Annotated in this window: 22 protein-coding genes; 14 read left to right on the top strand and 8 right to left on the bottom strand. The window is 69.4% G+C overall.

Annotation, left to right across the window (positions count from 1 at the left end; genetic code table 11):
- Window positions 1-93: 93 nt before the first annotated feature.
- The 6 genes from pilM (C2868_RS04855) to C2868_RS04835 form a co-directional block, all read right to left on the bottom strand.
- Window positions 94-1122 (bottom strand): type IV pilus biogenesis protein PilM, encoded by a 1029-nt coding sequence (gene pilM, locus C2868_RS04855; protein ID WP_157813921.1) that lies wholly within the window; start codon window positions 1120-1122, stop codon window positions 94-96.
- A 36-nt stretch (window positions 1123-1158) separates the two neighbouring features.
- Complete coding sequence (locus tag C2868_RS04850) at window positions 1159-1779, bottom strand: A24 family peptidase (protein WP_100811111.1); 621 nt, start codon at window positions 1777-1779, stop codon at window positions 1159-1161.
- A gap of 715 nt (window positions 1780-2494) precedes the next feature.
- Complete coding sequence (gene pilM / locus C2868_RS04845) at window positions 2495-3646, bottom strand: pilus assembly protein PilM (protein ID WP_100811112.1); 1152 nt, start codon at window positions 3644-3646, stop codon at window positions 2495-2497.
- 48 nt (window positions 3647-3694) lie between these two features.
- Window positions 3695-4102, bottom strand: a complete 408-nt coding sequence (locus tag C2868_RS04840; protein ID WP_100811113.1) for a hypothetical protein — start codon at window positions 4100-4102, stop codon at window positions 3695-3697.
- Window positions 4103-4195: 93 nt separating this feature from the next.
- Window positions 4196-4321, bottom strand: a complete 126-nt coding sequence (locus C2868_RS17660; protein ID WP_258034400.1) for a hypothetical protein — start codon at window positions 4319-4321, stop codon at window positions 4196-4198.
- A 307-nt stretch (window positions 4322-4628) separates the two neighbouring features.
- The gene (locus C2868_RS04835) at window positions 4629-5429 is read right to left on the bottom strand and encodes a glycosyltransferase family 2 protein (protein WP_100811114.1); all 801 of its coding nucleotides are present in this window, start codon (window positions 5427-5429) and stop codon (window positions 4629-4631) included.
- A gap of 157 nt (window positions 5430-5586) precedes the next feature.
- Here C2868_RS04835 and C2868_RS04830 point away from each other — a divergent pair, with 157 nt between their 5' ends.
- From C2868_RS04830 to C2868_RS04795, 8 genes are all read left to right on the top strand, one after another.
- Window positions 5587-6000, top strand: a complete 414-nt coding sequence (locus C2868_RS04830; protein ID WP_100811115.1) for a DUF4383 domain-containing protein — start codon at window positions 5587-5589, stop codon at window positions 5998-6000.
- Between the two features lie 2 nt (window positions 6001-6002).
- Window positions 6003-6542: a hypothetical protein gene (locus C2868_RS04825; RefSeq protein WP_100811116.1), complete on the top strand. Its 540-nt coding sequence runs from the start codon at window positions 6003-6005 to the stop codon at window positions 6540-6542.
- 162 nt (window positions 6543-6704) lie between these two features.
- The gene (locus tag C2868_RS04820) at window positions 6705-7091 is read left to right on the top strand and encodes a DUF1304 domain-containing protein (protein ID WP_100811117.1); all 387 of its coding nucleotides are present in this window, start codon (window positions 6705-6707) and stop codon (window positions 7089-7091) included.
- Between the two features lie 61 nt (window positions 7092-7152).
- Complete coding sequence (locus C2868_RS04815) at window positions 7153-7878, top strand: hypothetical protein (protein WP_100811118.1); 726 nt, start codon at window positions 7153-7155, stop codon at window positions 7876-7878.
- An 11-nt stretch (window positions 7879-7889) separates the two neighbouring features.
- Window positions 7890-9503 (top strand): DNA polymerase Y family protein, encoded by a 1614-nt coding sequence (locus tag C2868_RS04810; RefSeq protein WP_232711203.1) that lies wholly within the window; start codon window positions 7890-7892, stop codon window positions 9501-9503.
- Window positions 9503-12991: an error-prone DNA polymerase gene (locus C2868_RS04805; RefSeq protein ID WP_103663024.1), complete on the top strand. Its 3489-nt coding sequence runs from the start codon at window positions 9503-9505 to the stop codon at window positions 12989-12991. Before C2868_RS04810 ends, C2868_RS04805 begins: the two co-directional genes overlap by 1 nt.
- Window positions 12992-13039: 48 nt before the next feature.
- Window positions 13040-13780, top strand: a complete 741-nt coding sequence (locus C2868_RS04800; RefSeq protein ID WP_100811120.1) for a dienelactone hydrolase family protein — start codon at window positions 13040-13042, stop codon at window positions 13778-13780.
- 12 nt (window positions 13781-13792) lie between these two features.
- On the top strand, window positions 13793-14407 hold the full coding sequence (locus C2868_RS04795) for a hypothetical protein (protein ID WP_100811121.1): 615 nt from the start codon (window positions 13793-13795) through the stop codon (window positions 14405-14407).
- A gap of 9 nt (window positions 14408-14416) precedes the next feature.
- Here the strand turns inward: C2868_RS04795 and C2868_RS17370 are convergent, their stop codons facing one another.
- Window positions 14417-14554, bottom strand: a complete 138-nt coding sequence (locus C2868_RS17370; RefSeq protein WP_157813922.1) for a hypothetical protein — start codon at window positions 14552-14554, stop codon at window positions 14417-14419.
- A gap of 229 nt (window positions 14555-14783) precedes the next feature.
- Here C2868_RS17370 and C2868_RS04785 point away from each other — a divergent pair, with 229 nt between their 5' ends.
- Together C2868_RS04785 and poxB are read left to right on the top strand one after the other, a co-directional pair.
- Entirely contained in the window at window positions 14784-15254 is a 471-nt protein-coding gene (locus C2868_RS04785) for a hypothetical protein (protein WP_100811123.1), read from the top strand.
- Window positions 15255-15335: 81 nt separating this feature from the next.
- Window positions 15336-17069 (top strand): ubiquinone-dependent pyruvate dehydrogenase, encoded by a 1734-nt coding sequence (gene poxB, locus C2868_RS04780; protein WP_100811124.1) that lies wholly within the window; start codon window positions 15336-15338, stop codon window positions 17067-17069.
- 3 nt (window positions 17070-17072) lie between these two features.
- Here the strand turns inward: poxB and C2868_RS04775 are convergent, their stop codons facing one another.
- Window positions 17073-17495, bottom strand: coding sequence for a DUF2809 domain-containing protein (locus tag C2868_RS04775; RefSeq protein ID WP_232711204.1), 423 nt, complete (start codon window positions 17493-17495; stop codon window positions 17073-17075).
- 267 nt (window positions 17496-17762) lie between these two features.
- On the opposite strand from C2868_RS04775, the gene C2868_RS04770 reads away from it, so the two are divergent.
- From C2868_RS04770 to C2868_RS04755, 4 genes are all read left to right on the top strand, one after another.
- Window positions 17763-18383 carry a helix-turn-helix domain-containing protein gene (locus tag C2868_RS04770; protein WP_100811125.1) on the top strand — a complete coding sequence of 207 codons (621 nt, stop codon included), beginning with the start codon at window positions 17763-17765 and terminating at the stop codon, window positions 18381-18383.
- A gap of 82 nt (window positions 18384-18465) precedes the next feature.
- Window positions 18466-19503 (top strand): isopenicillin N synthase family oxygenase, encoded by a 1038-nt coding sequence (locus tag C2868_RS04765; protein WP_100811126.1) that lies wholly within the window; start codon window positions 18466-18468, stop codon window positions 19501-19503.
- The gene (gene add / locus C2868_RS04760; RefSeq protein WP_219811456.1) at window positions 19500-20501 is read left to right on the top strand and encodes an adenosine deaminase; all 1002 of its coding nucleotides are present in this window, start codon (window positions 19500-19502) and stop codon (window positions 20499-20501) included. Before C2868_RS04765 ends, add begins: the two co-directional genes overlap by 4 nt.
- A 129-nt stretch (window positions 20502-20630) precedes the next feature.
- The gene (locus tag C2868_RS04755) at window positions 20631-21947 is read left to right on the top strand and encodes an HNH endonuclease signature motif containing protein (protein ID WP_157813923.1); all 1317 of its coding nucleotides are present in this window, start codon (window positions 20631-20633) and stop codon (window positions 21945-21947) included.
- The last annotated feature ends 12 nt before the right edge of the window (window positions 21948-21959 follow it).

Genomic DNA, 21959 nt, shown 5'->3' with positions numbered 1-21959 from the left:
GGCGAGGGATTCGCGCGCGCCGTTCGATCTCCGCGACCGGCATCAGATTGACGCGCGGAACCCTCGCGAGAACGAGGGCCGACGCCTGAGTCTTCATCTGCGGGAGCCCACCATCGTCATCGCGATCGTCGAGACCAGATTGAGATCGAGATCCATCGACGGGCCCACCGCGCCCCGGAGCGAGACGATGGCGTGAGCGGTGACGGTCTGGGGCGACACATCCAGTACCCGGGCCAGTTCACCCCGCACTCCTTCCGCTGCCATTCCGGCACCGCTGACGCACACCGTGGAGATACGTGCCGCCCCGGGGCGGTTGCGATAGAACGACAACGCGCTCCGCACCCGGTCGGCGAGAGCCACGACTGCAGGAACAGCAGCGGAGCCACCCGATGCCGTGCGCGGCGCAGCCGCTGTCGCCGCGGACCCCGCGAGGACGAACTCGCGGTCGCGGGTGGGACGAACGGCGGCGGCGTGGGCGCGCACCCGGGCCGCCGAGGTCGGAATGTCGACCGGGACGATGCTCACGAACTGCGGGACACCGTCGACCGCCACGACGACGTAGCTCGTGTGGTCGCCGACGTGAACCATGGCCGTCGCGTCGCCGAGGCGTCCGAGGCGGCTCGACAGGCGTGCGAGCCCGAACGGGACGACATCGATCGTGTCGACGGAGAGCCGGGCCATCGCCAGCGTCGACACCAGCCCGTCGATCGTTTGCAGCTGCGCGGCCACGAGCAGGCCGCGCAGCTGACCATCCGCCTCGGCGAACGGGAAGTAGTCCAGGACGGCATCGGAGACGGGCATCGGGAGCACGTCCCCCGCCAGCACGGGGAGCATCTGCCGAAGGGTGGCGGGCCGCTGCGTCGGCGTCGAGAACTCGCGCACCACGACCCCCGGACCGCCCATGCCCAGAACGACACGTCTGCGGCGGATACCGGCGCGGCTCCAGAGCTCGGCGAGAACGCCCGCGACGGCCCGCGGGTCGAGCACGAGCGAGTCGCGTGCAGCGCCCGAAGGCAACGGCATCTCGCCCGCGGCGACGAGCGCGGGCGCCCGGCCCGTCGTCACCTCGACGGCGCGCACGCTCTCTTCGGTGATCTCCAGACTCACGATCGTTCGAGCCACTGCAGCCTCCGCTTCCCTCTCACCCTCGATCGACGCCTAGGCGCCGACGAGCAGCCCCGTGTACCAGGACGAAACGGGCTCACCGGCGGCGATCCCGACCCACGCACCCGCCAGCATCCACGGCCCGAACGGGATCGCCGTGCGACGCCCGGCACGTCGTGTCAGCAGGAGGATGGCTCCGAACAGCCCGCCCAGGATGAAGGCGGCGAGCGTACCGACGATGACGCTGCCCGCGCCGAACCAGCCGAGCTGGATCCCGACGAGTCCCGCGAGCTTGACGTCCCCGCCGCCCATGCCGTCCGGACGGACCGCGCGCAGGAGCGCGTAGAAGCCGAAGAGAACCACCATGGCGATCGCGGCACGCAGAAGCGCCGCCCAATCACCACCGAGAACACAGGCGAGTGTGAGCAGGAAGAACGACACGAGATAGCTCGGCAGAACGATCGCGTTCGGCAGACGGTGCGTCTTGAGGTCGATCAGCGACAACACCACACTGATGGCGGCGAAATAGAGAATGGCGATGGCGACGAAGACGTTCGCGACGGGGCTGACCACAGTGCCCGCGAAGACCGCCGCGGCGAAGAACCACGCCACGGCCGCCACTACCGCTGCGGTGACGACGACGGCCGGGATGATCGCGGGTGCGCGCGCGGTCATGATGGACCACAGCGGGGCGACGAAGCGTGGGGGGCCATGCGTTCTCTCTCCCCTGGGGGCCGACACAGGGGGTCAGTCGGGACGGGAGCTTCCCTCCGTCAGGGCCTGGGCCCGTCCCGACTGCTTTTTGGCGAATGCACTTGCATGCATCCATCCCCCACGGAGAATCATGAGGGCTCTCTCATCTTTGTGTCAAGGTGCCCGACTTTTCAATATGCGCAAACACGGACGCTTTTGCATGCCTCTTTGCTCCTATTCGCCGAATGTTCGGCATTCGGCCGAAAGCAGAGAATTCTATAAATCCCAGGTTATCATCGGTTTATGGATGTCTCGGAAAGCGGATATAGCGCGTAGAGCCAGGGATGAACGGACTTTCCTCGGCGGGCCACAAAATTCTCATCTTCAGGAAACATCCACGAAACATGAGAGGACATCCGGGCAGGGATGAGAGGACACTCATCTCCACGGGTCGGCGCGGCGCGTGCTCCCTTCCCGAAAAAGGGACACGCCCCCGACATCGATCAACGATGTCGGGGGCGCCCATTCGGTCACAAGAACAAGGGGGGTGGGGGGATGCCCGTGCGACCGAATCCAAGCGTCGCCTAGCCCGGCGACTGCACCACCCACGAGGTGGCGAGCGTCAACACCGACGCCAGAACAACGGAGATGACAAGGATGCCCCCCGCTCGAATCACGAGTGCCTCGGGAATGAGGCTCATGCTGCCTCCTGCGAGAGCACGAGACCGATGGTGCTCACCAGATCCCGAGCGACGTCACCGCCGGGGACGACGGAGGTACCGACCGGAACCAGGTCGCCGGCCTCGACGAGGACGACCTGCATGTCCACAGCGTCGTCGATCGCATCGAACACGCCGGGCGACGCAGCGCCGGCACCGCTGAGCAGCACGCGATCGATCTCTGGTGCGTCATCCGAGCGACCCTCGTGAAAGGCAAGAGTGCTGCGAACGCGCGAAGCGAGGTCCGCGGCCGCCACCGGCACGGGAGCGGCGAAGGGTGAACCCGGTCCTTCGGCGCCAGCGCCGAGACGCACCCGACCGAGAGGTGTGTCGGCGTCGACGCGCGCGGCGAGAGCCGAATACACATCGACGACCGTCGTATCGATGCCGGAGAACGCCGGATCTGCGTCGGAATCGGCGTGCGCGGACGAGTGAGGCAGGGTGCCGGTCCCCGCGTTGTCATCTGCCACCGCTCGGTTGTCCACCCGGGCAATCGAGGCCGCCGTCGGAATGTCGATCGGCAGGATCCGCACAAAGAGGGGCACTCCCTCCCGCACGATCACCACGTAGCTGGTGTGGTCTCCGACGTGGACCATGGCGAGCGTCTCGCCGTGGATCGCGAGCGTGCCCGCGGCGCGGGCCAGACCGAAGGGCGCGAAGTCGACCGCATCGGCACGGAGCCGCGCCTTGCGGAGCGTCGCGAGAAGAGTGGAGACGGTCTGCGAGACGGCCGCGACGAGCAGACCGCTCGTCTTCCCGTCCGCCTCGGCGATCGGCAAGAAGTCCAGAACGGCCTGGCTGGCCGGCACGGGAAGCAGATGTTGCACCTCGGACGGCAGCGAATGCGCGAGCAGATCCGGGCGAACCGTCTGCGTGGCGAACTCGCGCACGAGAACCCTGCGGCTACCGATCCCGAGTACGACGCGCCTGCTGCGGAACCCCCCACGGCTCCACAGCTGGCGCAACGCACGGGCGACGGCATCCTGATCGAGAACTTCCGAGTCGCGCGCCGCTCCCCAGGGCAGCGCGATCTCTCCGCTCGCGACAAGAACGGGTCGATCACCAGCGGTCACCTCGACCGCGCGAACGCTCTCTTCGGTGATCTCCAAACCGACAACGGTCTTGGCCATCTGCCGTCACCCCCTTTCCCACATATCGTGCGTCCGTCCGCCTTCGGATCAGACGGCTGGCTGGAGCAACGTGCCCGGCGCCGCGACCTCGAGAGCGGCGACCGAAACGGCCGACCCCTCCGAGTGCCTCGCCGGGCACGTGCCCGGAGTGATGTGCGTCGGTGCGGAGCCGGTCTCGGCGACAGCTTCCCCGGTGACAGCCCCCCGCGACTCGAGCAATGTCGCCATTGCCGAGCCGACGAGCTGCGCCCGCAGCGCCGCGACGATGGAGTCGGTGAAGGCATCCGCCCTCGCCGTCTCCCGATTCCCCACGCTCGACTGCATAGCAGCGATCACGAGCGGACGTGCCGCTCCGGTAATCGCCGTCAGCAGCAACATCGAGATGACGACCTCGACGAGACCCAGTCCCGCGTCAGTCCTGGTCGGTCCCCACCAACCACCTCGCACCATCCCCATGTGCGCCCACCCTCCCCAGTGCGAGCTTGCATTCCCCAGCCGCCCGGCTCTCGCCGGACGTTCTTTTCGACCCGCGCAACGCGCGGGACGTTGTCAACCGACTGCGATGTGCGAGCTGTCGCGCAAGACGCCACGACTCGGAGCGGCCACGCTCAGAACCGGGACGAAGATCGCCGCGCGTCGGCCCCAGCCGACGACGTGATCCGTGGATGCACGCATGCTCGTATCCCCCAGTGGAATTCCCCTATGACTCGACTTCGACGACGGAAGGAGCTCCAGAAAATTCCCCAGATGACCCCCGGCCCCCAAAGCCAGGTATGCGGGACCGTCAAGCGATCCCTTCCCGTTCAGCATCATGAGACAGTTCTCATGATGAAGTCAAGCCGGAATCGGCGAGCCCGCTTCCGGAACTCACTGTTACACGCCAAGAATTGCCTGATCGACGCGAATAAAGTCGTTTTCGTCAGCGCGAGAGCGGCCTCCGAGATTTACCCGATCCTGAGCCGAACCTGAGGTTCGTCGACCTTCACCGACCGAAGCCCGGTGCCCACTCGTCGCCTTCGTCGAGAACCTCGTGACGGGTATCGGGGTGCTCGAGGGCCACCCGTTCACGTCGCCAGGCCGCACCGACGGGCCAACTCGCGGCGAAGGTCGGGATCACCCGCCCGACACGTCGCCAGAGTGCTCCGTGGGACGCGAACGGACGTGCGGAGACAGGCATCCGCAGTGTCGGGTCATACCTGACCCCGTCCGTCCGACGCAGGTGGATCGACAGGTCCAGATCATCGTGAATACCGGCGTTCGAGCGGTCGACGTCGTCGCGCACCCGCACCCAGAGCGTCGAGCGCATCGCGAAGTTCGAGCCGAAGACCGGCGGATGTCCCAGCCACGGCGTGACCCAGAAGTACATGCCGCCGATGTACCACTTCGCACCCAGATACCGCACGATCGGACCGGCACCGTAGAACTCGGCCGAACCGGTGAGGGCACCGAGTGCGGGGTCGGCGACGAAAGCCCGCACGATGCGCGAGATCCAGTCGGGGTGCGGGCGCGAATCGGCGTCCACCCGCGCGATGATGTCGCAGTCGAGGGCGGCCTCGTCGTAACCGTGCGCGGCCGCAGGCCAGATGCCCACGACATCCTCCACGAAGACCTCGGCGTCGTGCGCGCGGGCGACGGCTACCGAAGCATCCGTGCTTCCGTTGTCGACGACGATCACCCGATCGGCCGGGCGATCCTGCGCATCGAGAGCCGCCAGGCACGCCTCCAGGAATTCGGCGTCGTCACGACACGGAATCACGACGGCGACACGGGGAGTGAGCGGCACGTTTTCCAACCTACTCCGCGGGTTCGGAACTCGGTCGCAAGGGCGACATGTTGTCGTGTTTGCGGACGGAACGCAATCCCCTCAGCTTTCAATCCAATGATCGTTAGCCTCCGAAACACCCAACGACACGGAATCACCGTGCAGAACGGAGGCGCTCATGCGCACATCACCCAACCGCCTGGTCGCCATCATCTTCGGCGCCGTCTACATCCTGGTCGGCCTGCTCGGCTTCGCCGTGACCGGCGGCGTCGGATTCATCGCAACGGACGGCGGGCTGCTCCTCGGAATCTTCGAGGTCAACCCGCTGCACAACATCGCGCACCTCCTCATCGGTGCCGCCCTGCTGATCGCCGGACTCTCGTCCGTCCGCGCCGCCAAGGGCGTCAACATCACGGTGGGCGCGGTCTACCTGCTGCTCGGAATCGTCGGCTTCTTCCTCGTGAACACGGCCGCCAACATCCTCGCGCTGAACACCGCCGACCACTTCCTCCACCTCGCGAGCGCGATCGTGCTGCTCGGTGTCGGACTCGGCGCAGAGCGCGGCACGTCGACCCGTTCGGCTCTCGCCTGACCATGTCGACTCGCATGTGGCCCGCCCTCTTCGCCTGGGGGGCGGGCCTCATCCATATCGCCGTCGCGGCGGGCTCACCGATCGGCGTACTCCTGCCGCTCACGGCGCTGGGTGCCGCCGAGCTGGCGTGGGGAATCGTCGCGCTGCGCCTCGGGCGGATGCCGCTGGTCCGCACGACCCTCGGGGTGGGTGTCGCCGCGACCCTCGGCGGACTCGTTCTCGCCCTGTTCGACCTGATGGCGTGGATCCCGCTCGTGAGCTCGAGCATCATGCTCGTGGCGGTCGCGGGCGCGGCGGCCGCGACGATGCGCGGGGCCGCTCGGACAGGGGACGGACGGGGCGCAGCCGGAAGGGGCGCAGCCGGAAGGGGCGCGGATGCCGAGTCATCCGCTCGCTCGTCGGCACCCGCCGGGCGCACGCTGATCGGGGTCGTCGCGGGAGCCCTGCTGGTATCGGCGCTGACGACCCCGGCGCTCGCGCAGACCAACGCCGGCGACTACGCCGTGCCGCACGGCGAGATGACGGGCCACCACGGGCACTGACCCTTTCCGGGGCTGAGGCTTTCCGTCCGCGAACGGACGCGACTCGCCGCGTGATCCCCTGCGGATACGGCGAGTCGCGTCCGTTCGCGAGAAGACACGGCAACGTCGGCGCGGGATGATGGGGTGTTGGCGCGAGGACGTCGGCACCGAAGGAGCGCACCCATGGTCATCGCCGGTCTGATCTTCGCGGGCCTCGCGGCCCTGATCCACGTCTACATCTTCGTGCTCGAGTCGGTCGTCTGGACGACCCCGCGGGCGCGAAGGACGTTCGGCACGACCCGCGAACAAGCGCAACAGACGCGCGAAATGGCATTCAACCAGGGCTTCTACAACCTGTTTCTCGCCGTTGCGACGGGACTCGGGATCATCCTGGTCGCGGTGGGATACCTGCCCGTCGGCGCCACCCTCGTGCTCGTCGGCACGGGTTCGATGCTCGCCGCGAGCCTGGTGCTGGTGCTGTCGTCGCCCGCGAAGGCGCGCGCCGCCGCCGTTCAGGGCGTTCCGCCGCTGATCGCCGTCGTCCTGGTGACCGTGGGGCTCGTTTTCTGATTCGTACACCTGTCCCGTCAACCCCCTGTCCAGTGTCGAAGCTTTGTTCTAGCATGACGGGATGGCAACGCTCCTCCCCCACGCAGCGGCTGGGCATGATCGAGCTTCGCCCGCGGACGAGCTGAGGCGCCTGCGGACGCAACTCGAGCGCGCACAGGCACCGCGGGTCGATGCTCCGCCGTTGCCGGTGCATCCGTTGCTGGCAGAGCTCCTCCCCGAGGGCGGGCTGCGTCCCGGCTCCTCGTATGCGATCTCGGCATCCCCGAGTCTGCTGCTGGCGCTCATCTCCACCGCGTCGCAGGCGGGATCGTGGTGCGCGGCGATCGGGATGCCGACCCTGGGTGCCGAGGCCGCCGCATCGTTCGGTGTGGACCTCGAACGTCTCGTGCTCATCCCCGAACCGGGCCAGCGGTGGCTGGCGGTAGCCGCGGCGGTAGCCGAGGTCCTGCCGATCGTGGCGGTACGCCCGCAAGGTCGCGCCCGCGACGGCGATGTCGCGCGGTTGAGCGCCCGCCTGCGCGACCGCGGCACCGTTCTGCTCGTGCTGGGCGATTGGCCCGGAGCAGATGCCCTGCTGAGCGTGAGCGAACCGTACTGGAGCGGTGTGGAAGCCGGGCACGGATATCTCGAGGGCCGCGAGGTCACCGTCACCGCGAGCAGCCGCCGCTCCCCCGTGCCACGGAGCGCCCGGATGCTGCTACCCGGCCCCGATGGAGGCCTGGACGTTCGCACCCCGGCCCGCGACACAAACCTTGCTCCGCCCATCCGCATTCGAGCGGCGGGCTGATCGTGGACGTCGTGCGCAGCCTGGTGCTGTGGATCCCCGATTGGCCGATCGTCGCCCTGGCGAGGGAGACAGGCGACCTCGCGCGTGGACTCGCCGAGGGCATGGACGCGCTCGCACCACCTCCCCCCGTCGCGATCATGCGCGCGAATCGGGTGGTCGCGTGCTCCGCCGCCGCGCGGGCCGAGGGAGTGCGGCGGGGGCAGCGCAGACGCGACGCCCAGGCGCGCTGTCCTGCCCTGCGGGTGGTCGCCGACGACACCGCACGCGATCATCGCGCCTTCCTGCCCGTCGTCGAGGCGATCGAGGCCCGCGCGCCGGGCGTCCAGATCATCCGACCGGGACTCTGCGCGTTGCGTGCGCGCGGGCCGGCCCGCTACTACGGCGGCGAAGAGGCGGCCGCCCGGGTGCTGCGCGATTCACTCGATGTTCTGGGAATCCCCGATACACGCGCGGGCGTCGCCGACGGTCCCTTCACCGCCGAGCAGGCAGCTCGGCGCGCGGGACCGGCCACGAGCACGGGCACGGGCACGGGCACGGGCACGGGCACGGGCACGGGCACGGGCGGCATCCTGGTGATCCCGCCGGGCGATGCGGCGGCGTTCTTGTCCGGCCTATCGGTCGTCACGCTCGAGGATGATGAGCTGATCGGTCTGCTTGCCCGACTGGGCGTGCGGACGCTCGGCGACTTCGCCGCGCTGGACGTCGAGAAGGTGCGCGGGAGGTTCGGGGAACGAGGCATCCGTCTGCATGCCCTCGCCGGGGGGCGCGACCCCCGCGCGATGGTCGCGCGCATCCCTCCGCCGGACCTCGAGCGGCAGATCGCGTTCGAGCCGCCCCTCGAGCTCGTCGACCAGATCGGCTTCGGGGTACGAACCACCGCCGACGAATTCATCCACGGCCTGACGCGAACATCCCTCGTCTGCACCGAACTGCGGGTCGAGCTGACCGACGAGGGCGGCGGGTTCTCGGAGCGGGTGTGGCTGCATCCGACGTGCTTCGACGCCCCCGACGTCGTCGACCGGGTGCGCTGGCAGCTCGAGTCCGCGATTGGCAACGATCTGAAGAGCGGGGTCGCGCTGGTGCGGTTGATTCCGCAAGCGGTGGATGCCGCATCCCACCACGAGCCGGGACTTTTCGGACAGGGTGCCGAAGAGCGCGTGCACCATGCGCTGTCGCGCGTGCAGGCGATGCTCGGACATCGCGGGGTGTCGACCCCGACGCTGAGCGGAGGCCGATGGTTGTCCGAGCGGCAGACGCTCGTGCCGTGGGGTGACCGGATATCCGTCCCCCGCTCCCGCGCACAGCCCTGGCCGGGCCACCTACCGGCTCCCCTGCCCGCGACCGTTTTTCCCGCGGGACAGGGCGCCGCGGTGACCGACCACGAGGGACGCTCGGTGAGCGTCGACGAGCGCGGTCGACTGAGCGCACCACCTGTGCGCCTGGGGCTCGAGGGCCGGCAACGTCCGGTCGCCGAATGGGCGGGCCCCTGGCCCATACGCGAGCGCACCTGGGATGCCGAACGCGGCCGCACGGCGTACCGGCTGCAGATCGTCGACGCCGATCAGACGGCCTGGATGCTCGTGAACGAGGGCGAGCGCTGGTGGGCCGAGGGCAGGTACGACTGATGGGTTTCGACAACCCGCCCGTGCCGTGGTCCGAGCTCGAACGCATACTCAGCGGCCGCCGACCCGACCCGACCCCGCCCAACGCGGACGGCGGCGACAGCCCGGCGTGGTCGCGCAAGCGCTCGGCCTACGTCAAACCGCCCGTGCTGCGCCCCGACGTCAGCGTCCCCTACGCCGAACTGCACGCACACTCGTCGTACTCATTCCTCGACGGGGCGTCCTCACCCGAGGACCTCGTCGAAGAGGCCGAACGACTGGGCCTGCACGCCCTCGCGCTGACCGATCACGACGGTTTCTACGGCATCGTGCGCTTCGCCGAGGCCGCCGAGGCCTTCGCCCTCCGCACCGTTTTCGGTGCCGAGCTCTCGCTCGAGCTCACCCGCCCGCAGAAGGGCGAGCCCGAGCCCGAGGGTGCGCACCTGGTCGTCCTCGCCCGCGGCGAAGAGGGATACCACCGCCTGGCCGGCGCGATCACGGCCGCACAGCTGCGAGGCGCCGAGAAGGGCCGACCCGTCTACGACCTCGAAGAACTCGCCGAGCAGTCCGGCGCGGGCGGGGCCGGGCGAGGTGGCAGCGCGGACGGCCACTGGGCCGTGCTGACCGGATGCCGCAAGGGTGCCGTGCGACGGGCGCTCGACGCCGAGGGGATCGACGGTGCCGCACGCGAACTCGATCGCCTGGTCGCGTTGTTCGGCCGCGACAGCGTGCACGTCGAACTGACCGACCACGGCGATCCGCTCGACTCACGCCGCAACGACACCCTCGCGGCTCTCGCGGCCGAGCGGCGCCTGAGCATGATCGCCACGAACAACGTCCACTACGCCGCCCCCGAACGCGCCCGGCTCGCGGCGGCGGTCGCGGCCGTGCGGGCGAACCGCAGCCTGGACGAGCTGGACGGATGGCTGCCCGCGCATCACGCAGCACACCTGCGCTCGGGGGCCGAGATGCACGCCCGCTTCGCCCGATATCCCGGGGCCGTGGCCGGCACCGTTCCCCTCGCCGACGAGCTCGCGTTTCCCCTGCGCCGCGCCAAGCCCGCGCTGCCGCGCCAGGAGGTGCCCGAGGGCCACACGCCGATGTCGTGGCTGCGCCACCTCGTCTGGCAGGCCGTGCCGCGGACCTATCCGCGCCTGAGCGCGGCCGAGCGGGAACGGATCGAGGGCGAGCTCGACGTCATCGAGCGCAAGGACTTCCCCGGCTACTTCCTGATCGTGCACGACATCGTCGCCGAGGCCCGGCGCCGGGGCATCCTGTGCCAGGGGCGCGGGTCCGCCGCGAACAGCGCCGTCTGCTTCCTGCTGAACATCACGGCGGTCGATCCGATCTACTACCGCCTGCCGTTCGAGCGGTTCCTGTCGTCCCTGCGCGACGAAGAGCCCGACATCGACGTCGACTTCGATTCGGATCGCCGGGAAGAGATCATCCAGTGGGTCTACGGCCGCTACGGCCGCGAGCGTGCCGCCCAGGTCGCGAACGTCATCCAGTACCGGCCGAAGAACGCCGTGCGCGACATGGCCAAGGCTCTCGGACATTCGCCCGGGCAGCAGGATGCCTGGTCGGCCCAGGTCGAGCGTTGGGGCGCCGAGCTGACCTCGTCAGACCACGACATCCCCGATCAGGTGATCGAATACGCGACCGAGCTGCTCAAGGCGCCGCGGCACCTCGGCATCCACTCGGGTGGAATGGTGCTGACGGACCGACCCGTCGGCGAGGTCGTGCCGATCGAGCACGCGCGGATGCCCGGCCGCACCGTCATCCAGTGGGACAAGGACGACGCGGCCTGGATGGGCCTGGTCAAGTTCGACCTGCTGGGCCTCGGCATGCTCGCGGCCCTGCAGCACTGCTTCGACCTGATCCGCGACGCGACGGGCGAGCGGTGGGAGCTCGCGACGCTGCCGAAGGAGGAGCCGGCCGTCTTCGACATGCTGTGCCGCGCCGACTCGATCGGGGTGTTCCAGGTCGAGTCACGCGCGCAGATGGGCCTGCTCCCGCGTCTCCAACCCCGCGCCTTCTACGACCTCGTCGTCGAGATCGCCCTCATCCGTCCGGGTCCGATCCAGGGCGGTGCGGTGCATCCGTTCGTCCGGCGCAAACTCGGCCGCGAACCCATCACGTACCCGCATCCGAAACTCGAGCCCGTGCTCGAGCGGACGCTCGGCGTACCGGTGTTCCAAGAGCAGCTCATGCAGATCGCGATGGCGGTCGGCGGATGCACGGGCGAGGAGGCCGACCTGCTGCGCCGCGCGATGGGCTCGAAGCGCGGGCTCGAGAAGATCGATTCGCTGCGGGATCGCCTGTACGAGGGGATGGCTTCGAACGGCCTCACGGGCGACGTGGCCGACGACATCTACGCCAAGATCCAGGCGTTCGCGAACTTCGGCTTCGCGGAATCGCACTCCCTGTCGTTCGGGCTGCTGGTATACGCCAGCTCGTGGATCAAGCTGCACTACCCGGCGGCGTTCCTCGCGGGTCTGCTCCGGTCGCAGCCGATGGGGTTCTACTCCCCCGCGACCCTGGTCGCCGACGCCCGGCGCCACGGGGTGGAGGTGCTGCGGCCCGACCTGCAGCGCTCGGGGGTGACCGAGCTGCTCGAGCCCGTGACCGACGATGCGCCCGGGGCGGACGCGGGCGCATCGTCGTCCGCGCGCGGTTCCGAGAGCGCGCCCCGAAGAGTGCGCCGTCCCACGGGCCTGGACTCCTGCCTCGCCCCCGAGCAACCCGCGCCGGGCCTGTTCGATGCGAAAGCACCGGACGTCTCGGCCGCACATCGTCGCGACGGCGCCTTCGCCGTGCGCCTGGGACTGAAGGGTGTCACCGGCATCGGCGAGGCGACCGCGCAGAAGATCGTGACGGAGCGGGATGCCCGGGGTCCCTATCGCGACCTGCACGACCTGGTACGGCGCACGGACGCGACGGCCGCGCAGCTCGAGGCCCTCGCGACCGCCGGTGCCTTCGAATGCCTGGGCCTGACGCGCCGCGAGGCGATCTGGCTGGCGGGGTCGGCCGCGCAGGATCGCTCGGAGTTCCTGCCGGGCACGATGATCGCCGTCCAGCCCCCGCTGTTCCCCGATCTGACCGGCTACGACACCCTGGCCGCGGACCTGTGGGCCACGGGCATCTCGACGGGAGACCATCCCCTCGCGCACTACCGTCCCGCCCTCGACGAGCGCGGCGTGCTGTCGTCCGAGGCCATGCGCACGCACGAGGAGGGCCGGCGCGTCGAGGTCGCGGGACTCGTGACGCACCGGCAGCGCCCGGCGACGGCATCCGGGGTGACGTTCCTCAATCTCGAGGACGAGCACGGGCTCGTCAACGTGATCTGCACGGTCGGCGTCTGGAACCGCTATCGCCGTGTCGTGCGCGACAGCCCCGCCCTCATCGCGCGGGGCATGCTGGAGCGATCCCCCGAGGGCGTCACCAACCTCGTGGCCGATGCCTTCGAAGACCTGCGCGTCGGGGTGCGTCACAACTCACGCGATTTCCGCTGACCGCGTGCGGCCACTCGCGCACATGTCCGATCCCCCTAGACTGCCGCCGTGGGTGAGCGCATCGAGATCAACGGAGTCGACGTCTACCGAGCCGAGCCGGCGGGACCGCCGCGCGGGGCGATCATCGTGATCCACGAGATCTGGGGCCTCGTGGATCAGATCACGCGGATCGCCGATCGCTGGGCCGACGAGGGATACCTCGCGCTCGCTCCCGATCTGCTGAGCGGCATCGGGGTCACCCCCGAGGTCGGCGAGGAGCTCGCGGCCCTCAACGCGGACCCCGACGAAGAGAAGCGCGCGTCGCTGCAGCCGCGTCTGAGGGAAGCGCTCGCCCCCATCCGCTCCCCCGAGTACGCGTCGGAGGCCGTGGCGCGCCTGCGTGCCGTCGTCGACCACCTCGCCGGCCTGCCCGAGATCGGCGGACGCATCGCCGTGACGGGGTTCTGTTTCGGGGGAACCTACAGCTTCGCCCTCGCCGCGGACGACGACCGGGTCCGCGCCGCCGTGCCCTTCTACGGGACGGCGCCCGAACCCGAGGCAATCGCGCGGATCGCGTGCCCCGTCCTCGCGCTCTACGGCGAGCTCGATCCGGCCATCGTCGATCGGCTTCCCGAGGTGCGCAAGGACATGCGGGCCAACGACATCGCCTTCTCCGACCACGTGTACCCGGGGGCGCGGCACGCGTTCTTCAACGAGACGAACCCCCACACCTACGATCCGGATGCGGCCGCAGACGCGTGGCGGCGAGCCACGACCTTCGTCGGCGAACGGCTGCACGTCGACGCCTGATCGCGAGGCCGCATGTCGCCGCACGCGGACACACCCCGACCCCCGAGCGATCCCGGCCCGCACCTGCTGCTGTGGTGGCTCCCCGTGGGCGCGGGCGGTCACGTCGTGATCCACACCAGCCGCTGGTGGGAGGTGATCGATGCATCCGTGCACCGACGTCGACCGCGACCCCTGTTCCACGCCGCGCTCGAACTCGTCGTCGACGGACGGCGGGACATCATCGAGATGGCTCCCGCGTGGGGCGCACCCGCGGTCGATCGCGGAGTCGTGGCGACGGGGCCGGTGGGCATGCGCGCGCTCGGACGCTCGCGATTCTTCCGCTACGAGGTGCGATGCTGGCGCGACGGGGTCCTCCCCGACCGCGCCTGGGCGGTGGGTGCGCCCGTGCGCCTGGACGTGGGTCTCGAACGCGCCCGCCATATGTCCGACGTCGTCGCCTCCGTGCCCGGCTTCGTGTGGGGCCGGGATCCCCTGCGGGTCGGCGACATGTGGAACTCGAACTCGCTCGCGTCGTGGGTGCTCACCCGGAGCGGGGTCGAGGCATCCGCGCTCCGTCCACCGGACGACGGACGCGCACCGGGCTGGGCGAGCGGGATCGCGGCGGCAGCGATCCGATCCGCTCACTGAGCGCGACGCTCAGGGCTGGGGCCGCCGGGTGTCGTACGCCCAATCGTCCGCGATCGCGCCCCGGTCGTCGCGCAGCACGACGGCCATCGTCGCCGCGACGACGAGAGCGACCAGGGCGAGCGCCACGAGCAGGACGACGATGAGCATGAGGACCTCCGGGATCGGGTGGATGGTTCGATCCGATCGCAGTGACGCCCCGCCGACAACAGGCCAATCGAAGTGGACTGGCCATTCGGCCCGGTGAAGGCCCGGATTGCCGGGGGCTCGGTCGATCGACACAGGCCAGAGCGTCGGGATTGGACCGATCCAGATATGCACGGCCCGTGACCGGACATCCCGTCGCGCGGTGCTCCTACGATGGCCGCGAGGAGGAATCGTGGGGTTCTCGCTTGCCGGGCTGGCCGTGTCGCTCGCCGTCCTGGCACCCAATGCGCTTCTGATCTTCTTCCGACCCGTCGATGCCGCGCCGCCGACCCGCACTCCGCGCCCGCTCACCTGGCTGGAGCGGGCCGGCCAGGCCCTCTGCCTCGTCACTCCCGCCCTGACCGGGCAGGAACCCGGTGATCCGTGGTGGTTCGCCGCGGTGGCAGCCTGCATCGCCGTGTACCTCGGACTCCGGGTGCGCTACCTCGCGACCGGGCGGCACGTCGCATCGCTCTACGCGCCCCTCGGGCCCGTTCCGGTGCCGATGGCGCTGTTCCCGATCGCGGCGTTCCTGTCGGCCGCCGGCTGGCTCGGATCGTGGTGGATCGCGCTCGCGGCGACGATCCTGGCTGCGGGCCACATCCCGATCGCCGTCGCCACGGAACGAGCGATCCACGCACCCTCGTCCCCTCTCGGGGGATGACACGGACGGCAAGCGCAACCCCTCTCGCGTGAGGCTCGCCACGCGTATCGTGGCCGATCATCGTCCCGGAAAGGACCTCGCATGTCGCACAGCGTCGCAGAACTGTTCGTCGAAACGTTGAAGAGCGCGGGAGTCACGCGGATCTGGGGGTTGCCGGGCGACTCGCTGAACGGATTCACCGACGTTCTGCGCCGCGACAAGGACATCCGCTGGATGCACGTGCGGCACGAGGAGTCCGCGGCCTTCGCGGCCGCCGCCGAGGCCGAGATGACCGGCGAGCTCGCGGTCGTCGCGGGCAGCGGCGGCCCCGGCAACCTGCACTTCATCAATGGCCTGTTCGATGCCCAGCGCAGCCGCGTGCCCGTGCTCGCGATCGCGTCGCACCTGCCGTCCGCCGAGATCGGCAGCAACTACTTCCAGGAGACGCACCCGCAGGAGCTGTTCCGCGAGTGCAGCGTCTACAGCGAGCTGGTCGCCGACCCGAGCCAGCTGCCCTGGGTGCTCGAGATCGCCATGCGCACCGCGATCGAGAAGCGCGGTGTCGCTGTCGTCGTCGTGCCCGCAGACGTGTTCTTCGCGGATGCCCCGAACCGTCGCCCGTCCGCGCCGATCCGGGCGGCGGAACCGCGCGTCGTGCCGTCCGAGTCCGAGCTGCGGGCCGCCGCCGACCTGCTCGACGCAGCCGGCAAGGTCACGATCCTCGCGGGCGCGGGCGTCGCGGGCGCCCATGCCGAGGTGATGGCGCTGGCCGACCGGCTGCGTGCCCCCATCGTGCATGCGTTCCGCGGCAAACAGCACATCGAGTACGACAACCCGTACGACGTGGGGATGACCGGGCTTCTCGGCTTCGCCTCGGGGTACCGCGCGATGGAGCACTGCGACACGCTGCTCATGCTCGGCACGGACTTCCCGTACCGCCAGTTCTATCCCAGCAAGGCGAAGATCATCCAGATCGACATCCGCGGCGAACAGCTGGGACGCCGCACCCCGATCGATCTCGGCCTGGTGGGCGGGGTGCGCGAGACGGCGGCGGCCCTCCTGCCCTTGCTGAGCGACGGACGCAGCGACGCGCACCTCACGGACTCCGTGGCGCACTACGCGAAGACCCGCCGCGAGCTCGACGGGTTCGCGAACGACGACGGCAAGGAGCCGATCCATCCGCAGTACGTGGCACGTCTGATCGACGAGCTCGCGGCGAAGGACGCCGTCTTCACGGCGGATGTCGGGACCCCGGTCATCTGGGCCGCCCGCTACCTGCGGATGACCGAGCAACGGCGCCTGATCGGATCGTTCACGCACGGCTCGATGGCGAACGCCATGCCGCACGCCCTCGGCGCCCAGGCGACCGATCCCGATCGCCAGGTCATCGCCCTCGCGGGTGACGGGGGCCTGGCGATGCTGATGGGCGACCTGCTCTCGATCCGCCAGAACGACCTGCCGATCAAGATCGTCGTGTTCAACAACTCCTCGCTCAGCTTCATCGAGCTCGAGATGAAGGCGGCGGGGATCGTTCCATTCGGGACCGAGCTGCACAATCCGGACTTCGCCGAGGTCGCGCGGTCGATGGGCATCACGGGGATCCGCGTCGAGAAGGCGGCCGAGCTCGAGGACGCCCTCACGCGCGCTCTCGCAGATCCCGGCCCCGTCCTGCTCGACGTGGTGGTGGCGCGCGACGAGCTCTCGATCCCGCCGTCGATCACGGCGGCGCAGGCGAAGGGGTTCGCGCTCTACGCCCTGCGGACGGTCATGTCGGGCCGGGGCGACGAGCTTCTCGACCTCGCCGACACCAACGTGTGGCGGCGCATCTTCGGGTGAGTCCTAGGCGCGAGCGCGTCGCCCGCCCCGGAGCACGCCGTCGGCCACGGCGACGACGGCGATCGTGACGAGGTAGACGACGAGGTCGCGCGCGTCGAAGACCGTGCCGAGCACGAGCATCGCGGGCGGGAACTCCGCCCCGAGGTCCAGGGGTACTCCGGTCAGTTGGAACACCTCGACCGCCACGCACCAGGCCGCCGCGATCAGCCCGACGACGACGGCCCGCACGCGGGGCAGGAGGATCGTGACCGCGAGGTAGACCGCGACCGCGTAGAGCGCGTCACCCGCGATGTCGGATGCGGCGCCGTCGGCCGCCAGCAGATGCACCGCCAGACCGGCGCCGACCGTCAGCAGGAGCAGCCCCACCGCGATGAGGCGACGGCGGAGGGGCCCCGCCGCGACCATGGTTGCCGAGTCATCCGTCATCCCTCCACCGTAGGCGCCCACCCGCATAGTGACGGCGCGACGAACGCCCCGCTGCTCTGCGAGCGCGGCCCATCGCGTCAGCGGCGTCGAGATCCGCAATGCCGACGTCAAAGTCAATTCGACGACGGCGGAGGGACGCGAGCGGATGGTGACCGAGGTCGCCGCGGCAACCGAACCTCCTGTTCTGGTGTGTGCGGCTCACGACAGGCGTAGGACGAACCCGGGGCGCCGGATGCCTCGGCGGCGCCCTGCCCCTAGCCTGAGACGGTGAGCGAAGACATCCCCCGCCCCGCTGCGGACCCAGACGCGACCGACGATGATCGTGCCGAGACGAGCATCGCCGCAGCGATCGGCCGGGCCGTGGCATCCGCTCGCGCCGATCGGAAGCTGTCGATGCGTGCGCTCGCCGCCGAGGCCGGGATCAGCCAGCCGTTCCTCAGTCAGATCGAGAACGGCCACACGCTCCCCTCGATGCTGACCCTCTACCGGCTCGCGGGGGCACTCGGCCTGTCTGCGGCCGAACTCATGCCGGCCGAGGTCGGGCCCGCGTCGATCCACGTCCAGCGGCGCAAGGACGCACGCCGGGTGCCGGTCACCGAGTCCGCGACCGCGGGGATCGGACGCATCCTCACAGCCTCGGGCCGTCGCGTCGTCGCGACCGAGTACATCGTGGGCGCGGACGACGACATGGGCGATTGGTTCCAGTCGGATGGCGAGCTGCTCGTGTACGTCGCGGATGGCCGGATCATCGTGACGATCGAGGGCCAGGGCGAGTGGGAGCTCGGCACGGGCGACGCCATGACGTACCCCGGGGAGCTGCGGAACGTGTGGCGCGTGATCGGACCGGATAGCGCAACGATCCTGCTCGTCCACTCCCCCGATGCGTGACGCTCCGTCCGGCGTGGTGCCGGATTCTTCGTAACAAGTTATTTACACAAGCAATCATTGATTGCTCTGTACAATCAAACATATGAGCGAAACCTTCGTCGTCCCGACCGTCGACATCTCTGCCTACGTGACCGATTCCAGCGCCGAGAACAAGGCCGCCGTCGCGCGCGCACTCGATGACGCCTGCCGCACCGTCGGCTTCATCCAGATCGTGGGGCACGGCGTGCCGACCGCGGTGACGGACGGCCTGGCCCAGGCGATGGACGACTTCTTCGGCCAGGAGCTCGAGGCCAAGAAGGCGTGGAAGCGACCCGCGAAGGAGAACCGCGGGTACAGCCCGCCCAAGAGCGAGTCGCTCAGCTACTCCCTGGGCGTCGATCCCGTCACGCGCATGAACGACTTCTTCGAGGCGTTCAACATCGGCAGCTCCGAGGCCGACTTTCCGGGCTTCGTCGACACGACCGGCGACTACGCCGCCAACACGTGGCCCGACACCCCCGGATTCGAAGAGCGCGTCACGACCTACTTCGCCGAGGCTCGTCGTGTGGCATACACGCTGCAGGACGCCTTCGCCGACGCGCTCGGCGTCGACCGGTCCGTGTTCGGCGCCGTATCGGATCATCCGATCAACGTCCTGCGCATGAACAACTACGCGCTGCCCCCGGGCAGCATCGAGCTCGGCGCCGACCTCACGGGAATGGGCGAGCACACGGACTACGGCATGGTCACGGTGCTCTGGGCGGATCGCGTCGAGGGCCTGCAGGTGCTGGGACGCGACGGGCACTGGCACGATGTCATGCCCGCCGAGGGCGCCCTGCTGATCAACCTCGGCGACATCGCGGCCCGCGTCACGAACGACGAATGGATGTCGACGCTGCACCGCGTCAAGCCGCCGATCGTGAACGGCACGATCAAGCGCCGCCGCTCGGCCGCGTTCTTCCATGACTGGAACGCGGATGCGACGATCCGCACCCTCCCGTCGATCCTCGAGCACTCCGAGCCCATCTATGAACCCGTGACCGTCGCCGAGCACGTGCAGGCGAAGCTGCGCGGGTCGCGCGCGGGTGTCAAGAACACCGCGGCCGCGCGCGAGCAGGCGCGCGTCGAGGCCGCGCTGTGACGCATCCCGCCTCCTCGCCTCTGATCCCCAAGGCCGAGGTGCACATGCACCTCGAGGGGGCACTGGAATCCGAGCTTCTCGTGACGCTCGCGCGCCGGAACGGCGTTGCGCTGCCGACGTACGATCCCGCCGTGCTCGACGCCCGCTACCGATTCGGCGAGCTGCAGGACTTCCTCGACGTCTATTTCGACAACCTCGCGGTCATGCGAACGGCCGAGGACTTCTACGACCTCGCGGCACTTTACCTACGTCGCGCGCGCGAGAACGGCGTCACCCGTGCCGAGTCGTTCTTCAACCCGATGACGCACGTCGGCGCGGGCGTACCACTCGCCGCCGTTATGGAGGGCTACGGCGCCGCGTTCGCCGAGGCGCGTCGCGAGGGTCTCTCGTGCGACATGATCCTCGACTTCACGCGCGATCTCGGGGCCGAGGCCGCCGACCAGATGCTGACCGACTTCGCCCCGTTCCGCGACATGATCATCGGCGTGGGGCTCGATTCGACCGAGGTCGGCTACCCGCCCGTGCTGTTTCGCGATGTCTTCGCCCGCGCCGCGGCGGATGGCCTGCACCGCACGTGTCACGCCGGCGAGGAAGGCGACCCCGAGTACGTTCGCCAGGCTCTGGACGACCTCCGCGTCGAGCGGATCGACCACGGCCTGCGCGCGGTCGAAGACCCGGAGCTACTGAAGCGCATCGCGGCCGAGCGGATTCCCGTCAACGTGTGCCCGCTGTCGAACGTCGCGTTGCGCGCCGTCGATCGGATGGAGCAGCACCCGCTTTTTGCGATGCTCGAGACGGGCGTCGTCGCGACGATCTCCAGCGATGACCCCGCGTACTTCGGAGGCCAGATCGGGGCGAACTTCGCCGCCCTCGAGGAGATCGGCACGCCGCGAGACATCCTGCTCGGATGCATCGAGAACTCCTTCGAGGCGGCGTTCATCGATGGCGCAGAACGAGAGCGGCATCTGGGCGCAGTGCGCGCCGCAGCTATCTCGTGAGCGCGCTCGGTCGCTGATTCGCGCGTCTCTGTGAGTATGTGAGAACTCTCATCTTTCGCGCTCGGTTTTGGCGTGATTTCGGTGCTTTTCGGGCGTCGGATGTCGGTGGTCGTCCGTAGAGTTTCGAACATGCATTCGAACAGCTTCGCTCCCACCGACACCGTGGGCGTCGACATGGCCGACGTCGACATGGCCGACGTCGATGTTGCCGCGCGTGATCTCGCGGTGCGGTTTGCGGAGGCGTCGCGGGCGGTGGCGCGGGCGCAAGCGGCGCAGGCGCGAGTACTGGCGGATGCAGCCGACCTCGGAATGCGGCGCGTTGCCGAGCTGGTGTCGACCTCGTCGCGTGAGGCGGAGTTGCCGGTGCGGGCGTTGGCGGCGGAGCTGGGTGTCGCGGCGAACATGTCCGACCGGACGGTGCAACGCCGCATGAACGACGCCGCGGTGTTGGCCGAGGCGTTCCCGGTGACGTTCGACGCGTGGGATGCGGGGCGTATCGGTGCGGGGCATGTTGCGGTGATCATGGAACACGGACTCCCGCTTGTGGATGCGGAGGCGCGGTCGAAGTTCGAAGCTGCAGCGTTGGCCCGGGCAGAGGGAACCACGCCCGGCCGTTTGGGGTCTGCGTTGGCGCGGCTCGCGGAGGCGTTGCAGCCGCGGACGTTGGCGGAGCGGCACCGGGAGGCGCGTGCTTCGCGGGGTGCGTGTGTGCGGGACATCGGGGACGGGATGGCGGAGTTCACCTCTGTGCAGCCCGCGGTGTTGGCGCACGCGATGCACGACCGGATCACACAACAAGCAAAGGCGATCAAGAACGCCGACCCCACGGACACCCGGACCCTGGATCAGATCCGTGCGGATCTGGTCGCGGAGATGGTCTTGACGTGTGCTCCGGACGCCGAAACCGGGGTGGGACTCTCAGACGGCTTCGGCGGGCTGGGTGCGATCCGGGCGATCGTGAACGTCACCGTTCCCGCTCTCGCGTTGGCCGGGGTGACCGATGAACCCGCGGAACTGGCCGGGCGGTGCCCGATCGACCCCGCCACCGCCCGCGCTCTCGCCGGACACGCGACGGGGTGGGAACGGGTCCTGGCCGACCCGATCACCGGGTGCGTTCTCGCCGTCGACCGATACACACCCTCGGTGGATATGAAACGGTTCCTGCGCGCTAGGGATCAGCACTGCCGGTTCCCCGGCTGCCGGCAACCCGCACACCGATGCGACCGCGACCACACCCACGACTACGCATTGGGTGGGCCCACGGATGCCTGCAACCTCGCGTGCCTCTGCAAGAGACACCACACCCTGAAAGGCGAAACAGGCTGGACCGTCCGACAACTCGGCCGCGGAATCCTCGAATGGACCTCACCGGGTGGGCACGTCTACATCGACAAACCACCCCCGGCAGTCCACTTCACCCCCAACACCGACCCACCACCCTTCTAGGCATGGGGTCGC

Source organism: Microbacterium sp. CJ77, from assembly GCF_002911615.1.
Classification (GTDB): Bacteria; Actinomycetota; Actinomycetes; order Actinomycetales; family Microbacteriaceae; genus Microbacterium.
The sequence above is the reverse complement of the archived record's forward strand: the minus strand, read 5'-3'. Positions and strand labels throughout refer to the sequence as shown.

What these genes read in the sequence shown, in the direction of transcription:
- C2868_RS04850 (WP_100811111.1), bottom strand. Translation starts at nt 1,779, where the DNA reads ATGACCGCGCGCGCACCCGCGATCATCCCGGCCGTCGTCGTCACCGCA.
- pilM (WP_100811112.1), bottom strand. Translation starts at nt 3,646, where the DNA reads ATGGCCAAGACCGTTGTCGGTTTGGAGATCACCGAAGAGAGCGTTCGC.
- C2868_RS04840 (WP_100811113.1), bottom strand. Translation starts at nt 4,102, where the DNA reads ATGGGGATGGTGCGAGGTGGTTGGTGGGGACCGACCAGGACTGACGCG.
- C2868_RS17660 (WP_258034400.1), bottom strand. Translation starts at nt 4,321, where the DNA reads ATGCGTGCATCCACGGATCACGTCGTCGGCTGGGGCCGACGCGCGGCG.
- C2868_RS04830 (WP_100811115.1), top strand. Translation starts at nt 5,587, where the DNA reads ATGCGCACATCACCCAACCGCCTGGTCGCCATCATCTTCGGCGCCGTC.
- C2868_RS04825 (WP_100811116.1), top strand. Translation starts at nt 6,003, where the DNA reads ATGTCGACTCGCATGTGGCCCGCCCTCTTCGCCTGGGGGGCGGGCCTC.
- C2868_RS04820 (WP_100811117.1), top strand. Translation starts at nt 6,705, where the DNA reads ATGGTCATCGCCGGTCTGATCTTCGCGGGCCTCGCGGCCCTGATCCAC.
- C2868_RS04815 (WP_100811118.1), top strand. Translation starts at nt 7,153, where the DNA reads ATGGCAACGCTCCTCCCCCACGCAGCGGCTGGGCATGATCGAGCTTCG.
- C2868_RS04805 (WP_103663024.1), top strand. Translation starts at nt 9,503, where the DNA reads ATGGGTTTCGACAACCCGCCCGTGCCGTGGTCCGAGCTCGAACGCATA.
- C2868_RS04795 (WP_100811121.1), top strand. Translation starts at nt 13,793, where the DNA reads ATGTCGCCGCACGCGGACACACCCCGACCCCCGAGCGATCCCGGCCCG.
- C2868_RS17370 (WP_157813922.1), bottom strand. Translation starts at nt 14,554, where the DNA reads ATGCTCATCGTCGTCCTGCTCGTGGCGCTCGCCCTGGTCGCTCTCGTC.
- poxB (WP_100811124.1), top strand. Translation starts at nt 15,336, where the DNA reads ATGTCGCACAGCGTCGCAGAACTGTTCGTCGAAACGTTGAAGAGCGCG.
- C2868_RS04775 (WP_232711204.1), bottom strand. Translation starts at nt 17,495, where the DNA reads ATGACGGATGACTCGGCAACCATGGTCGCGGCGGGGCCCCTCCGCCGT.
- C2868_RS04765 (WP_100811126.1), top strand. Translation starts at nt 18,466, where the DNA reads ATGAGCGAAACCTTCGTCGTCCCGACCGTCGACATCTCTGCCTACGTG.
- C2868_RS04755 (WP_157813923.1), top strand. Translation starts at nt 20,631, where the DNA reads ATGCATTCGAACAGCTTCGCTCCCACCGACACCGTGGGCGTCGACATG.